Genomic DNA, 14,230 nt, shown 5'->3' on the forward strand with positions numbered 1-14,230 from the left:
AAACCGTCAGTAGTTGCGCATCACGTGGATCGCCCAGCCGCCCTCGGGCAGCTCGTACGAGGCCACATGGCGGTGGGACTTCAGCCGGCACCACGCCGGCACGTCGGTGTAGGCCGCCGGATCGTCGGCCAGCACCGCCACCACGGCGTTGAGCGGCACGTGGTTGATCTGCTCGGCGAGCATGATGATCGGGATCGGGCACTTCTTCCCGAGCGCGTCGATCGTCAATGACGGCTGAGTTACCTCGGTCATGCGACTCCTGCGTCGTGCCGGATGCGGCGCACCAGATCGGGCAGCACGGCCAGGAACCGGTCGACCTCGGCCGCGGACGTGCCCCTGGGCAGCGACACCCGGACATTTCCATGCGTCAGCACGCCCATCGCTTCGAGGACGTGCGATGGACGAAGCGTACTAGCGGTGCACGAGCTTCCGGACGATACGGCGAATCCCGCCTTGTCCAGCTCGGTGAGCAGCGCCTCGCCGTCGACGTAGAGACACGAGAAGGTCACGATGTGGGGCGCCCGGACGACCGGGGCGCCGATCACCTCGACGTCCGGCACGACCTTCGGCACGGTCTCCCTGATCCGGGCGACCAGCGTGGACAGCCGCGCCTGCTCCTGCGCCGCCTCGGCGCTCATCGCGCGCAGCGCCGCCGCCGCGGCCACGATGCCCGGCACGTTCTCGAAGCCCGGCACCCGCCGCCGCTCGCGCTCGTCCTCGGGCAGGAACGAGCGGAACCGGGTGCCCTTGCGCACCGCCAGCACGCCGACCCCGGCCGGGCCGCCCCACTTGTGGGCGCTCGCCGTCAGCACCGACCAGCCCGGCGGGATCGGCATGCGGCCCGCGGTCTGGGCCGCGTCGACCAGCAGCGGCACCCCGCTCGCCCGGCACGCGGCGGCGGCCTCGGCGACCGGCTGCACCGTGCCCACCTCGTGGTTGGCCGTCTGGAGGCAGGCCAGCGCCGTGCCGGGACGCGCGACCGCCTCGGTGAACGCGTCGAGGTCGACCCGCCCCTCCAGGGTCACGCCCACGGTCTCGACCGTGCCGCCGTCGCGTTCGTGCACGCCGGCCGCGTGCAGCACGCTGGAGTGCTCGACCGCGCTGGTGACCAGATGACGCCCGACCCTGCGCCTGCCGTGTAGGGTGCCGAGCACGCCGAGATGCGCGGCCTGCGTGCCGGACGAGGTGAACGACACCTCGTCGGGGCGCGCTCCGAGCGCCTCGGCCACCTCCGTGCGGGCCTGCTCCAGCAGCAGGTGAGCGCGGCGGGCCTGGGTGTACAGTCTCGCGGGGTCGGCCCAGCCGACGTCGATCGCCGCCAGCAGCGCCTCGCGTGCCTGAGGGTGCAGCGGCTCGCTCGAGGCCGCGTCGAAATACGCCACGAGACTCATCGTCCCACTTGCGGCGCCATCGAGGGGTCGCGCGGTAGGGCGGGACACCTGCACGCTAATGTGTCTGCAATCAGCTGTGCATTTGGAAATACGAGCACCCAAGGGAAAGACTCTTGGGCTTCATCTGTGGGGTAGGCGATCCGTGAGTCCGACTCGCCGTACGACGCGGCGTTCGTTGGCCCGGCGCAGGGTGCCGCGCGCCGCCGCTTTGGCGTTGCTGCTGGCCACTGCTACGGCGTGTGCTAATGACGTTCCCAAGTTCGACTGGTCCAACGGCCTGCTGCCCGAGGGCGTGACCGAGCAGGCCAAGGTCGTTCAGCATCTGTGGAACGGGGCCTGGATCGCCGCACTCGCCACGGGCGTCGTCGTCATCGTCCTGATCGTCTGGGCCGCGATCTTCCACCGCAAGCGCAGGGGGAAGGCCGAACTGCCGCCCCAGGTGCGCTACAACCTGCCGATCGAGATCCTCTACACGGTGGTCCCGCTCGTCATGGTGTCGGTGTTCTTCTTCTTCACCGCCCGCGACAGCAAGGCCCTCACGGACGTCGCGGGTGACGCGCCCGTCAAGGTCAAGGTCGAGGCCTACCAGTGGAGCTGGCGCTTCACCACGACCTACAACGGCAAGACGACGCAGCCCGTGGCAGGCATGCCGGTGCACGACTACCACCAGGGCCCTCAGCTGGTCCTGCCGACGAACACCAAGGTCGAGTTCGACCTCTCCACCGACGACGTGATCCACTCGTTCTGGGTGCCCGAGTTCCTGTTCAAGCGGGACATCATCCCCGGCATCCCCGAGGGCAACCCGGGGCGCAAGTTCGAGATCAAGACGCTCGGCGACGACCGCGTGGGCGTCTACGCCGGCCGGTGCGCCGAGCTGTGCGGCGTCGACCACAGCCGGATGCTGTTCTCGGTGAAGCTCGTCAAGCAGGCTGAGTTCGACCAGTACATCGCGACCCAGGCTGGGAGTGCCCAGTGACCGCCATCCAAGAACCGCTTCGCGCACCGGTCCGGCCCGTCACCAAGGGCCAGATCATCGCCAAGTGGCTGTCCTCGACTGATCACAAGATCATCGGACACATGTACCTGATCACGTCGTTCGCCTTCTTCCTGATCGGCGGCGTCATGGCGCTGATCATGAGGGCCGAGCTGGCGCAGCCAGGGCTGCAGATCACCAGCAACGAGCAGTTCAACCAGCTGTTCACCATGCACGGCACGATCATGCTGCTGATGTTCGCGACGCCGCTGTTCGCCGGCTTCGCCAACGAGCTGATGCCGCTCCAGATCGGCGCCCCCGACGTGGCCTTCCCGCGCCTGAACATGGTCAGCTACTGGCTCTACCTGTTCGGCAGCATCATCGCGGTGTCCGGCTTCCTGACGCCGGGCGGCGCGGCCTCCTTCGGCTGGTTCGCCTACACGCCGCTGTCGAACGCGATCCACTCGCCCGGCATCGGCGGCGACCTGTGGATCATGGGCCTGGCCCTGTCGGGTCTCGGCACGATCCTCGGCTCGGTGAACTTCATCACCACGATCATCTGCATGCGCGCGCCCGGCATGACCATGTTCCGCATGCCGATCTTCACCTGGAACGTGCTGCTGACCAGCATGCTCGTGCTGATGGCCTTCCCCGTGCTGGCCGCCGCGCTGCTGGCCCTGGAGGCCGACCGCAAGCTCGGCACGCACATCTTCGACCCGGCCAACGGCGGGCCGATCCTGTGGCAACACCTGTTCTGGTTCTTCGGCCATCCCGAGGTGTACATCATCGCGCTGCCGTTCTTCGGCATCGTGACCGAGATCCTGCCGGTCTTCAGCCGTAAGCCGATCTTCGGCTACATCGGCCTGGTCGGCGCCACCATCGCGATCGCCGGTCTGTCCATCACGGTCTGGGCGCACCACATGTTCCCGACCGGGCAGGTCCTGCTGCCGTTCTTCTCGTTCATGACGTTCCTCATCGCGGTGCCGACGGGCGTGAAGTTCTTCAACTGGATCGGCACGATGTGGCGGGGTCACCTGTCGTTCGAGGCGCCGATGCTGTTCTCCGTCGGCTTCCTGATCACCTTCCTGCTCGGTGGCCTGACCGGCGTCATCCTGGCCTCGCCGCCGCTCGACTTCCAGATCAGCGACACCTACTTCGTCGTCGCCCACTTCCACTACGTGGTCTTCGGCACGGTCGTGTTCGCCATGTTCGCCGGCTTCTACTTCTGGTGGCCCAAGTTCACCGGCAAGATGCTCGACGACAAGCTGGGCAAGGTGCACTTCTGGCTGCTGTTCATCGGCTTCCACACCACCTTCCTCGTCCAGCACTGGCTGGGCATGGTCGGCTTCCCCCGCCGGTACGCCGACTACAGCGCGGCCGACGGCTTCACCGACCTGAACATGATCTCGTCGGTCGGCGCGTTCATCCTGGGCGCCTCGACGCTGCCGTTCTTCTACAACGTCTGGAAGACCTGGCGCTCGGGCGTCAAGGTCACCGTCGACGACCCGTGGGGTTACGGCGGCTCGCTGGAGTGGGCGACCTCCTGCCCGCCGCCGCGGCACAACTTCACCTCGCTGCCGCGCATCCGGTCCGAGCGCCCGGCGTTCGACCTGCACTACCCGCACATGTCCGCCAAGTCCGCCACGGAGGTGGAGGCCTGATGAAGGTCCAGGGTTGGCTGTTCCTGCTGTGCGGCCTGTTCTTCGCCGGTGTCGACGTCGGCTACTGGTTCTGGACCAAGGCCGCGACCGGCCACGGTGAGCCCGTGGGCACCACCGCCATGGCGATCTCGGTCGGGTTCGCCTTCATGGTGGGCTACTACCTGATGTTCACCGCGCGGCGCATCGGCGCCCAGCCGGAGGACGACAAGCAGGCTGACATCAGCGAGGGCGCCGGCGAGATCGGCTTCTTCAGCCCGAGCAGCTGGTGGCCGCTGTTCCTGTGCCTGGCGGCGGCCTTCGCCTTCGCCGGGTTCGTGATCGGCTTCTGGATGTTCCTGATCGGCGTGTTCCTGATCATCATGGCCATGATCGGGTTCGTGTTCCAGTACTACCGGGGCAACTTCTCGCACTGACAAGCGACTCGAAGCGGGCGTCCTTCCCATAGGGGAGGACGCCCGCTTTTTCGTGTTCTTTACCAGGTCACGGATGTCGTGAATAGATCACTCAGGGTAATAAGGGAGGAGAAGGTTGGATCTTGGGCGAGGGGGTCACTCGTGAGACGCGTGGCGAATGGATCGGCCGGCCTGCTGGCCCTGGCGCTGCTCACGGCGTGCTCGCTGAGCGGCGCGGCGAACGAGACGAAGGAGCTGACCGCGGTCGCGCGGCAGCCGGCGGTGGGCGTCACACCGCAGGACAAGGCCGTGAACGTGGCCACCGACCAGCCCGTGGTGGTGTCCGCGCACGGCGGCACGATCAAGAGCGTCCGGGTGGACGGCGGCAAGGCGGGCCGGCTGAAGGGCGTCCTGAGCGGCGACGGCACCCGCTGGCGCAGCACGACCACCGCCCGGCCCAGCGCCGGCTACACGGTCACTGTCGTCAGCGTGGACGCCTCGGGCAAGCAGAGCGAGACCTCCAGCACGTTCAGCACCGTCAAGGGCGACAAGACCTTCGACATCCAGACGATCACCCCCAACAAGGACGACACCGGGCTGACGGTCGGCATCGGCATGCCCGTCATGATCGCCTTCGACAAGCCGGTGAGCGACCGGGTGGCCGTCGAGCGCAACCTGACCATCCGCAGCTCCAAGCCGGTGGACGGGGCCTGGCACTGGTTCGACGACAGCCATGTGGACTTCCGGCCGGAGGAGTACTGGCCGGCGTACACGAAGGTGCGGCTGGAGGCGAAGCTGGCCGGCGTGCGCGGCGGCCCCGGCCTGTACGGCAAGCGCGACGTCACCCTCGACTTCAAGATCGGCCGCTCCCAGATCACCCGGGGCAGCACCGACGAGCACGTGCTGACGGTCCGCCGGGACGGCAAGCGCATCCGCACCATGCCGATGAGCGCCGGGCAGGGCGGCCAGTGGAAGTACTACACCACCTCGGGCGTGCACCTGGCGATGTCGCGGGAGCCGGTGACCGTCATGACCTCGCCCGGCATCGGCCCGGGACAGTCGGGCTACTACCAGCTCACCGTCTACAACACCGTGCGCATCTCCAACAGCGGCGAGTACGTGCACAGCGCGCCCTGGTCGGTGGGCTCCCAGGGCAACTCCAACGTCAGCCACGGCTGCGTGAACGTCAGCCCGGAGAACGCGGCCTGGTTCATCAAGAACACCCTGATCGGGGACCCGATCATCATCACCGGCTCGCCGCGCAAGCTGGAGCCCACCAACGGGTGGGGCCACTGGCAGGAGAACTGGAAGGACTGGCTCAAGTGGAGCACGCTCAAGGACGGCCCGAGCATCACCTTCTGAGCCGCTGACCGCCCACCGGCCCTGAGCAGGCCCTGGAGGCTCTGCCAGGGCCTTTCGGCAATACGTACCGGCGAAGGACGTGAGCGCGCCTCAGCGGCGCGCTCACGCTCACGACGGGCGGTAGGAGCTGCTGACCTCGATCCAGCGGCGCAGCGTGTCGGAGGCCAGGCCGGAGTCGATCGCCTGCGTGGCGCGCTCGTAGCCCTTGATCATCGCGGTGTCGAGGTCGTCGCCGGCGCCGTCGTGGGCGACCAGCGCGGCGGCGGTGTTGAGCAGGACGGCGTCGCGCACCGGCCCCTTCTTGCCGCCCAGCACGTCGTGCACGGCCTGGGCGTTGAACTGCACGTCGCCGCCGCGCAGCGCGCCCGCGTCGGCCCGGGGGATGCCCAGGATCGCGGGGTCGAACCTGGCCTCGGTGGCCGTGCCGTCGCGGACCACCCACACCGTGGAGGTGCCGGTGATGGTCAGCTCGTCGAGCCCGTCGTCGCCGCGGAAGACCAGGGCGGACACGCCGCGCTCGGCGAAGACGCCGGCGATGACGGGCAGCATGCGGGCGTCGTAGACGCCGATGGCCTGGGCGCTGGGCCGGGCCGGGTTGGTCAGCGGGCCCAGGAAGTTGAAGACCGTCGGGACGCCGATCTCCTTGCGCGCCGGGCCGGCGAAGCGCAGCGCCGGGTGGTAGACGGGCGCGAAGCAGAAGGCGATGCCCGCCTCGCGCGCCACCCGCGCGGTCTGCTCGGGCGTCAGGTCGAGCCTGATGCCCATGTGCTCCAGGACGTCGGCGGCCCCGCACAGCGAGGAGGCCGAGCGGTTGCCGTGCTTGACGACCCTGGCCCCCGCCGCGGCGGCCACGATGGCGGCCATGGTGGAGACGTTGACGGTGTGGGCGCGGTCGCCGCCCGTGCCGACGACGTCGAGGACGGGCCCCTCGACGGTCAGCGGCGTGGAGAACTCCAGCATCGTCCGGGCCAGGCCCACCACCTCGGCCACCGTCTCGCCCTTGGCCCGCAGGGCCAGCGCGAAGCCCGCGATCTGGGCGGAGGTGGCGTTGCCCGAGAAGATCTCCCGCATCGCCCAGGCCGTCTCGTCGGCCGACAGGTGCTCGCCGGAAAGGAGCGCGGAGAACAGGGCCGGCCAGGTCGTCCGGGAGTCCATGGGCACCTACTTCGCGTTGAGTCGGGTGGCGGAACGGCGGCGCATGAGGTCGGCGACGGTGTCGGCCAGGACCATGGGCTCGATGGGCTGCGGGACGACGGCGTCGGCCTTGGACCAGTCGGCCAGCCAGCGGTCGTCGCGCCTGGCGATGATCAGGCAGACGGGCGGGCAGTCGTAGACCTCGTCCTTGGCCTGGCGGGAGATGCCCATGCCGCCGGCGGGCTGGGTCTCGCCGTCGAGGACCGCCACGTCGATCTCGCCGGAGCCGAGCCACTGGTGGACCTTGGGCTCGGTGGCGCACTCGATGATCTCGACGAGGGGCAGGTCGGCCGCCGGCCGCCGGCCGATCGCCTGGCGGACCTCGGCCCGGGTGGTGGCGTCGTCGCTGTAGACGAGGACCCTCATCGTGTCGTCGGTGCTCCCAGAGGACGTCACTGTCGCGCTCGCTATCGGTCGAAGCTGTATGGTCACCTGGATCGTACCGTTGCGCCGGGATGCAATCCCAGGCCACCGGGTCTGACAGGCGTTTTGTCCCAATTATCCCAGGTTGATGGCCGGTTTGTTCCTCCTAACGGGGGGTCGTTGGCCGGACCGAACACCGGAGCCGCAATAATGCTGCCCGTGGCGACAGCATCCGCAATAACTTCGACGACGACAGCACAGTCGTACCGGCGGCCGAACCTGGTCAGTGTCGGGACGATCGTCTGGCTGTCCTCTGAGCTCATGTTCTTCGCGGCGCTGTTCGCGATGTACTTCACCATCCGGTCGGTGAGCGAGGGGAAGGGCATCGAGTGGGGCCCTGCCTTCCTTCCTGCAGGCGTTGAGGCAGAAGGCGCTCACCTGAACATCCCGTTCGCGACGGTCAACACGATCATCCTGGTCCTGTCGAGTGTGACGTGCCAGCTGGGCGTGTGGGCCGCGGAGAAGGGGCAGGTCGGCAAGCTCCGCTTCTGGTACATCGTCAGCTTCCTGATGGGCGCGATCTTCGTCGCCGGTCAGCTGTACGAGTACGGCGAGCTGGCGTCAGAGGGCGCGACCCTGTCCGCCAACGCTTACACCTCGGTGTTCTACCTGACGACGGGCTTCCACGGCCTGCACGTGACCGGTGGCCTGATCGCGTTCCTGTTCATGCTGGGACGCACGTACGCCGCGAAGCGCTTTACGCATGAGCAGGCCACCAGCGCGATCGTCGTGTCCTACTACTGGCACTTCGTAGACGTCGTCTGGATCGGTCTTTTCGCGACCATCTACATCATTCGTTAAGGAACGGGATCTCTGTGACTAGGATCACCGCTTGGCGGCGGCATCCCCTCGCGAGATACGCCGTCCTGATTTTGGCGTTGGCGCTGGTCGGGATGGTATACGCCGCCTTTGTCCAGGCGGGCAAGCCTGCCGACGCGGCGCTGGCGGCAGGCAAGGTCGACGACGTGGCCGAGGGCAAGAGCCTGTTCGTGGCCCACTGCTCGAGCTGCCACGGCATGAACGCGGAGGGCACCAACACCGCCCCCACGCTCGTCGGCGTCGGCGCCGCGGCGGTCGACTTCCAGATGAGCACCGGCCGCATGCCCGCCGCCAACCCCGGCCCGCAGGCGCCGCGCAAGCCCCCGGCCCACTGGGTCACCGAGGAGACGACCCGTCAGGTCGCCGCCTACGTGCAGTCGCTCGGCGGCGGCCCGCAGGTCCCGGGCAAGGAGCAGGTCGACCCCAAGCTCGGTGACGCCGGCAAGGGCGGCGAGCTGTTCCGGGCCAACTGCATCCAGTGCCACAACTGGGCCGGTTCCGGCGGTGCCCTGACGCAGGGCAAGTACGCGCCCAACCTCAACGAGTCCTCACCGACGCAGATCTACGAGGCGATGGTCACCGGCCCGCAGGCGATGCCGGTCTTCAACGACTCGACGATCACGCCTGAGGAGAAGCGCAGCATGATCGCGTACATCACCCAGGTCCGTGAGCAGAAGGACCCCGGAGGGTTCGGCCTCGGGCGCATCGGCCCGGTCACCGAAGGTCTCGTAGCGTTCGTGGTAGGCATCGCCGCCCTAGCCCTCGCCGCCATCTGGATCACCGCGAAGAAGCGACAGAAGTCATGACAGACAACGAGCACGAGATCGAGCAGCCGGACGAACGCGTGCCCAAGCGCGTCATCGGCACTCCCGCGCCGGGCACGTCGATGCTGGGCGCCGCGGACAAGGAAGACGTCGCCGACCGCGACGTCCCGGGCGTGACGCTGCCGGACGAGGCCAAGGCCCGCAAGGCCGAGAAGATCGTGGCGCTCTGCTTCGCGATCACCTTCCTGGCCGGCATCGCCTTCCTCATCTCCTATGTGGTGTTCCAGGTCGGCAGCCCCGAGGCGACGGGGGTCTCCAACCTCGCCCTCGGCGGCACGCTGACCCTGGCCGTCCTCGGCCTCGCGGTCGGCATCGTGGTCTGGGTCCGCCAGATGATGCCGAAGTACGCGCTGGTCCAGGAGCGCCACACGATGGCCTCCGACGAGGATGACCGCGAGGTCGTCGCCGAGACGTTCCTGCAGGGCGCCAACGAGAGCGGCTTCGTCAAGCGCAAGCTGATGCGCCGCACGCTGCTGCTGGCCGCCGCGCCGCTCGGCCTGGTGCCGCTGGTGCTGCTGCGCGACCTCGACAACTCCAAGATGCCCGGCGCGAAGTTCAACAAGCTGCTGCGCCACACGGTCTGGGGTGAGAAGACCAAGGAGGGCAAGCCGCTGCGCCTGGTCGTCGAGGGCACCGGCCAGCCGATCCGCGCGGCCGACTTCAACTCGCCCGGCGGCATCCTGTCGGTGGTCCCCGAGGGTTACGAGCACGACCTCAACGCCCTCGCCAAGGCCACGCTGATCCTGATCAAGTTCCGTCCGGAGGAGCTCAAGGGCGGCGTCAAGCAGAACTGGACGCACGACGGCATCGTCGCCTACTCCAAGATCTGCACGCACGTCGGCTGCCCGGCGGCGCTCTACGAGCAGACCACCCACCACATCCTGTGCCCGTGCCACCAGTCGACGTTCGACGCGGCCGACGGCGCGAAGGTCATCTTCGGCCCGGCCGCCCGGCCGCTGCCGCAGCTGCCCATCACCGTCGACAGCGAGGGCTATCTGATCGCCCAGGGTGACTTCAACGTGCCCGTCGGTCCCAGCTTCTGGGAACGCGGCGACGCCGAGGCCGAGGCCAGGGAGAAGGGAGGCCAGGCATGAGCGACCTGAACGCCGTACCGAAGGCCATCGCCGGGCCGTCGACCTTCCTCGACGAACGTCTGGGCGGGGCGAACTTCCTCAAGCGCAACCTGCGCAAGATCTTCCCTGACCACTGGTCGTTCCTGCTGGGTGAGATCGCGCTCTACTCGTTCATCATCCTGCTGCTCACCGGTACGTTCCTGACGCTGTGGTTCAAGCCGAGCATGGGCGAGATCGCCTACGACGGCTCGTACGCGCCGCTCAAGGGCGTCATGATGTCGGAGGCCTACGCGTCGTCGCTGGAGATCAGCTTCGACGTCCGGGGTGGTCTGCTGATGAGGCAGATGCACCACTGGGCGGCCCTGCTCTTCGTGGCCGGCATGACGGTGCACATGCTGCGGGTGTTCTTCACCGGCGCCTACCGCAAGCCGCGCGAGCTCAACTGGATCATCGGCGTGCTGCTGCTGACCCTGGCGCTCGCCGAGGGCCTGACCGGCTACTCCCTCCCCGACGACCTGCTCTCCGGCGCCGGTCTGCGGATCACCGAGGGCGTGGCGATCTCGCTGCCGCTGGTGGGCACGTACATCACGTTCTTCCTGTTCGGCGGGGAGTATCCGGGCGAGGACGTCATCTCCCGGTTCTACTCGCTGCACATCCTGCTCATCCCGGGCATCCTGCTGGCGCTGGTCTCGGCCCACATGGTGCTCATGTGGGTGCAGAAGCACACGCAGATGCCGGGCAAGGGGCGGAACAACCAGAACGTGGTGGGCGCGCCGTTCTACCCGGCCTTCATGGCCAAGGCGGGCGCCTACTTCCTGTTCACGCTCGCCGTGGTGTCGGGGCTGGCGACGTTCGCCCAGATCAACCCGATCTGGTTGTTCGGGCCGTACACGCCGGCGGACATCTCCGCCGGTTCGCAGCCCGACTGGTACATGGGCTTCCTCGAAGGCTCGCTGCGGCTCATGCCGCCGTGGGAGTGGAACCTGTTCGGCACGGCCCACGCGGGCACGCTGCCGCTGAGCGTGATCATCCCGGCGCTGGTGCCGATGGGCATCATCATGACCGGTCTCGCGCTCTACCCGTTCATCGAACGGTGGGTCACCGGGGACAACCGCGAGCACCACGTCGCCGACCGTCCGCGCAACAACCCCCACCGCACCGCGATCGGCATCTCGGCGATGACGTTCTACGGTGTGCTGTGGCTGCTCGGCGCCAACGACGAGATCTCGGCCAACTTCCACATCAGCCTCAACTGGACGACGTACATCGGCCGGGCTCTGGTGTTCGTGGGGCCGGCGCTGGCCTACCTGATCACCTACCGCATGTGCCTCGGCCTGCAGCGCAGCGACGCCGCGGTCATCGGGCACGGTGTGGAGTCGGGTGTCATCAAGCGGCTGCCGCACGGTGAGTTCATCGAGGTGCACACGCCGCCGTCCGACGACCTTGAAGCCCACATGCGGGGCAAGGAGGCGGTGCCGGCCCTGCCCGTGGACGAGGACGCCTCCGGCATCCCGCCCAAGGGCATGCGCGGCCCGCTCGGCAAGCTCCGCGGCCGGATGTCCAAGGCGTACGGCGGGGAGAAGATCCCGCTCGACGAGGGGCACCACGGCGAGCACGGGGAGCACGGCGAGCACGCCGCGATCGGTTCCGGCGACGACCGGAGCCTCACCCACTAGGGTTTCGCCTGATCGAGATCGGCCCGGACGGGGTTTCCCCGTCCGGGCCGTTCCACGTTCCGGGCCGCCCGCCGACGGCTCGCCCGCCGGACCGGTTCAGGGCCGGGAACGCGCATGGGCCCGGCCGGAGAACGGCCGGGCCCATGAACGGACGCGGAGAACGGCCCGCAGGCGACGGACGCGAAACGGGACGCGGGAATGCGGGAACGGACGCGGGAACGCAGGAACGGACGCGGGAACGCGGAAGCGGACGCGGGAACGCGGAAGCGGGACTTACGCGGGGGCCTGCGCGGGGATCGTGGGGGAGGGGATCAGTCGGATTCGGGGAAGCCGATCGAGAAGGCGGCGTCGAGGTCGTGCCTGGAGTAAGTGCGGAAGGCGATGTGCGTCTCGGTGTGCTCGACGCCGTCGACCTTGTTGACCCGCCCGGGGATGACCTCGGCCACCTCCTCGTAGCGGGCGACCCTGACCATGGCGAGCAGATCCCATTCGCCGGTGATGGAGTAGACCTCGCTGACCCCGTCGATCTCGGCGATCGTCTGGGCGACCTCCGGGATCCGGTCTACCTCGGCCTTGATGTGGACGATTGCCGTGACCATGTATTAACTGTATCCGGTCATCGCAAAGGCCGTCCCTCTCGGTCGCGGCGCTGATCAAGCCCGCGGTAGGCCAGATCGATGCGGGCCTTGTGGCGGGCGGCGCCCCGGGCGGGCATCGACCACACGCCGTCGACCTCGACCAGCCGCACGCCCGGCGACTCCAGCCAGCGCAGGATGCACTCGGTCTCCTCGGCGCTGGCCGCGTGGACCGGGCCGGGGCCGGGGATGACCGCCTCGGCCATGGCCTTGAGCGAGGCGACGAACGGCGTGGGGTGGGCGCCCTTCGGCATCACGCCGGCCGCGGCCAGCCGCCCGTAGCGGACGACGTGGATGTCCCAGCCGCCGTCGAAGGCCGGGCTGGCGGCCACGAGCTCGGGGATGCGGGTGATGGCGCTCAGGCGCTGCATGCGGGCCGCCGCCCGGACGAACGCGGCCAGCCGGTCGCGGTCGACGGACGCCTCCTCGTAGCGCTGCTCGACCGACAGGCGCTCCATGCGGGCCGACACGGCGGTGTAGACGAGCGAGGCGTCGGAGGTCATGGCCCGGCGGGCGCTCTCGACGTGCGCGGCGTACTCCTCCGGGCTCTCCTTGCCCGCGCAGGGCGCGCCGCAGCGGCCCATCTCGTGCAGGACGCAGGCCGCCCGGCGGGTGCGCAGGCTGATCGGCTGGGTGCACTGGCGCAGCGGCACGGCCTCGTGCAGGGCGATGCGGGCCTCGTCGGCCAGGCGGGAGCTGCTGAACGGGCCGAGGTAGGTGGCGTCGTCGTCCTTCAGCTCGCGCACGATCGACAGGCGGGGGAAGGGGCCGGCGGTGAGCTTGAGCCAGACCACCTTCTCCGGGAAGCGCGAGCGGCGGTTGTAGCGCGGCTTGGCGCCGCCGATCAGCCGCAGCTCCCTGACCTCGGCCTCCAGCCCGGTGGCGCAGACGACGTGGCGCACGCGCTCGGCGATGCCGATCATCTCGCGGATGCGCGGGCGGGTCTCGGCGGCCGTGAAGTAGGAGCGCACGCGGTTGCGCAGGTTGGTGCTCTTGCCGATGTAGAGCACCTCGCCGCGGTCGTCCTCGAAGAAGTAGACGCCCGGGGCGTGCGGGACGGACTCGGCCAGGTGGCGCTTGCGCTGCTGCTCCGGCGTGGGGGCGCGGACGAACGACTTCAGCTCCTCCAGCGTGTGGACCTGGAAGGAGCCGGCCCGCTCGATCAGCCCGTGGAGCACGTCGACGGTGGCCCTGGCGTCCTGGAGGGCGCGGTGGCACGGCTCGGTGGGGCTGCGGAAGAACCGGGCGAGCGTGGACAGCTTGGCGTTGGGCGTCTCGTCGCGGGTCAGCACCCGCCGGGCCAGGTCGACGGTGTCGACGACGGGGTTGGCGGGCGGGGGGTAGCCGTGGGCGGCGCAGGCGGCCTTGACGAAGCGGGTGTCGAAGCCCGCGTTGTGGGCCACCAGCGTGGAGCCCTTGATGAACTCCAGGAAGCTCGGCAGCACCGCCTCGATGCGCGGGGCGGCCACCACCATGGCGTCGGTGATGCCGGTCAGCACCGAGATGAACGGCGGGATCGGCCCGCCGGGGTCGACCAGGGTGGAGAACTCGCCCAGCACCTCACCCGCCCGCACCTTGACCGCGCCGATCTCGGTGATCGAGTCTTCGGCCGGCGAGCCGCCGGTGGTCTCCAGGTCGAACACGACGAACGTGACGTCGCTCAGCGGGGTGCCGAGCTCGTCGAGGGTGCCTTGAACCGCGTCCACGTTCCAAGACCATAGAGAGGGGGACCGACAGTTACTCCGCCGGACCGCGCCGGAGCGCGGGGAAGAGCACCCGGGAGGGCATGGTGGGGTGAACGGGAAAC

General features: G+C 68.9%; 14 protein-coding genes. 8 read left to right on the forward strand and 6 right to left on the reverse strand.

What is annotated here, in order from left to right; genetic code table 11:
* Positions 1–6 precede the first annotated feature (6 nt).
* Positions 7–252, reverse strand: coding sequence for a sulfurtransferase TusA family protein (locus tag ACIBST_RS12015; RefSeq protein ID WP_352353344.1), 246 nt, complete (start codon positions 250–252; stop codon positions 7–9).
* Positions 249–1,391: a cysteine desulfurase family protein gene (locus ACIBST_RS12020; RefSeq protein WP_397171132.1), complete on the reverse strand. Its 1,143-nt coding sequence runs from the start codon at positions 1,389–1,391 to the stop codon at positions 249–251. Before ACIBST_RS12020 ends, ACIBST_RS12015 begins: the two co-directional genes overlap by 4 nt.
* 175 nt (positions 1,392–1,566) lie before the next feature.
* Between ACIBST_RS12020 and ACIBST_RS12025 the strand changes: the two genes are divergently transcribed.
* The 4 genes from ACIBST_RS12025 to ACIBST_RS12040 all read left to right on the forward strand — a co-directional run bounded on the left by ACIBST_RS12025 (position 1,567) and on the right by ACIBST_RS12040 (position 5,779).
* Positions 1,567–2,367: a cytochrome c oxidase subunit II gene (locus ACIBST_RS12025; RefSeq protein ID WP_397171134.1), complete on the forward strand. Its 801-nt coding sequence runs from the start codon at positions 1,567–1,569 to the stop codon at positions 2,365–2,367.
* Positions 2,364–4,025 (forward strand): cytochrome c oxidase subunit I, encoded by a 1,662-nt coding sequence (ctaD, locus tag ACIBST_RS12030; RefSeq protein ID WP_397171136.1) that lies wholly within the window; start codon positions 2,364–2,366, stop codon positions 4,023–4,025. Before ACIBST_RS12025 ends, ctaD begins: the two co-directional genes overlap by 4 nt.
* Complete coding sequence (locus ACIBST_RS12035) at positions 4,025–4,438, forward strand: cytochrome c oxidase subunit 4 (protein ID WP_397162242.1); 414 nt, start codon at positions 4,025–4,027, stop codon at positions 4,436–4,438. Before ctaD ends, ACIBST_RS12035 begins: the two co-directional genes overlap by 1 nt.
* A gap of 141 nt (positions 4,439–4,579) precedes the next feature.
* Positions 4,580–5,779, forward strand: coding sequence for an Ig-like domain-containing protein (locus tag ACIBST_RS12040; RefSeq protein WP_397171138.1), 1,200 nt, complete (start codon positions 4,580–4,582; stop codon positions 5,777–5,779).
* A gap of 108 nt (positions 5,780–5,887) precedes the next feature.
* Here ACIBST_RS12040 and trpD read toward each other — a convergent pair whose 3' ends face one another.
* Both trpD and ACIBST_RS12050 read right to left on the reverse strand, forming a co-directional pair.
* The gene (gene trpD, locus ACIBST_RS12045; protein ID WP_397171139.1) at positions 5,888–6,934 is read right to left on the reverse strand and encodes an anthranilate phosphoribosyltransferase; all 1,047 of its coding nucleotides are present in this window, start codon (positions 6,932–6,934) and stop codon (positions 5,888–5,890) included.
* A 6-nt stretch (positions 6,935–6,940) separates the two neighbouring features.
* Positions 6,941–7,339, reverse strand: a complete 399-nt coding sequence (locus ACIBST_RS12050; protein WP_397171140.1) for a hypothetical protein — start codon at positions 7,337–7,339, stop codon at positions 6,941–6,943.
* A gap of 207 nt (positions 7,340–7,546) precedes the next feature.
* On the opposite strand from ACIBST_RS12050, the gene ACIBST_RS12055 reads away from it, so the two are divergent.
* From ACIBST_RS12055 to ACIBST_RS12070, 4 genes are read left to right on the forward strand one after another with little or no spacing between them, the layout of a single operon-like run.
* A complete protein-coding gene (locus ACIBST_RS12055; RefSeq protein ID WP_125630774.1) occupies positions 7,547–8,197 on the forward strand; it encodes a heme-copper oxidase subunit III in 651 nt (216 codons plus the stop codon).
* 14 nt (positions 8,198–8,211) lie between these two features.
* On the forward strand, positions 8,212–9,021 hold the full coding sequence (locus ACIBST_RS12060) for a c-type cytochrome (RefSeq protein ID WP_397162240.1): 810 nt from the start codon (positions 8,212–8,214) through the stop codon (positions 9,019–9,021).
* A complete protein-coding gene (locus tag ACIBST_RS12065; protein WP_397171142.1) occupies positions 9,018–10,133 on the forward strand; it encodes a Rieske 2Fe-2S domain-containing protein in 1,116 nt (371 codons plus the stop codon). Before ACIBST_RS12060 ends, ACIBST_RS12065 begins: the two co-directional genes overlap by 4 nt.
* Complete coding sequence (locus tag ACIBST_RS12070; protein WP_397171144.1) at positions 10,130–11,788, forward strand: cytochrome bc complex cytochrome b subunit; 1,659 nt, start codon at positions 10,130–10,132, stop codon at positions 11,786–11,788. Before ACIBST_RS12065 ends, ACIBST_RS12070 begins: the two co-directional genes overlap by 4 nt.
* A 311-nt stretch (positions 11,789–12,099) precedes the next feature.
* Here ACIBST_RS12070 and ACIBST_RS12075 read toward each other — a convergent pair whose 3' ends face one another.
* Together ACIBST_RS12075 and ACIBST_RS12080 are read right to left on the reverse strand one after the other, a co-directional pair.
* Positions 12,100–12,387 carry an Lrp/AsnC family transcriptional regulator gene (locus ACIBST_RS12075; protein WP_125630767.1) on the reverse strand — a complete coding sequence of 96 codons (288 nt, stop codon included), beginning with the start codon at positions 12,385–12,387 and terminating at the stop codon, positions 12,100–12,102.
* A 17-nt stretch (positions 12,388–12,404) separates the two neighbouring features.
* A complete protein-coding gene (locus ACIBST_RS12080) occupies positions 12,405–14,129 on the reverse strand; it encodes a DEDD exonuclease domain-containing protein (protein WP_397162238.1) in 1,725 nt (574 codons plus the stop codon).
* Between the last annotated feature and the right edge of the window lie 101 nt (positions 14,130–14,230).

The sequence above is a fragment of the Nonomuraea sp. NPDC049684 genome, from assembly GCF_044465345.1.
In the GTDB taxonomy this organism is placed as follows: Bacteria; Actinomycetota; Actinomycetes; order Streptosporangiales; family Streptosporangiaceae; genus Nonomuraea.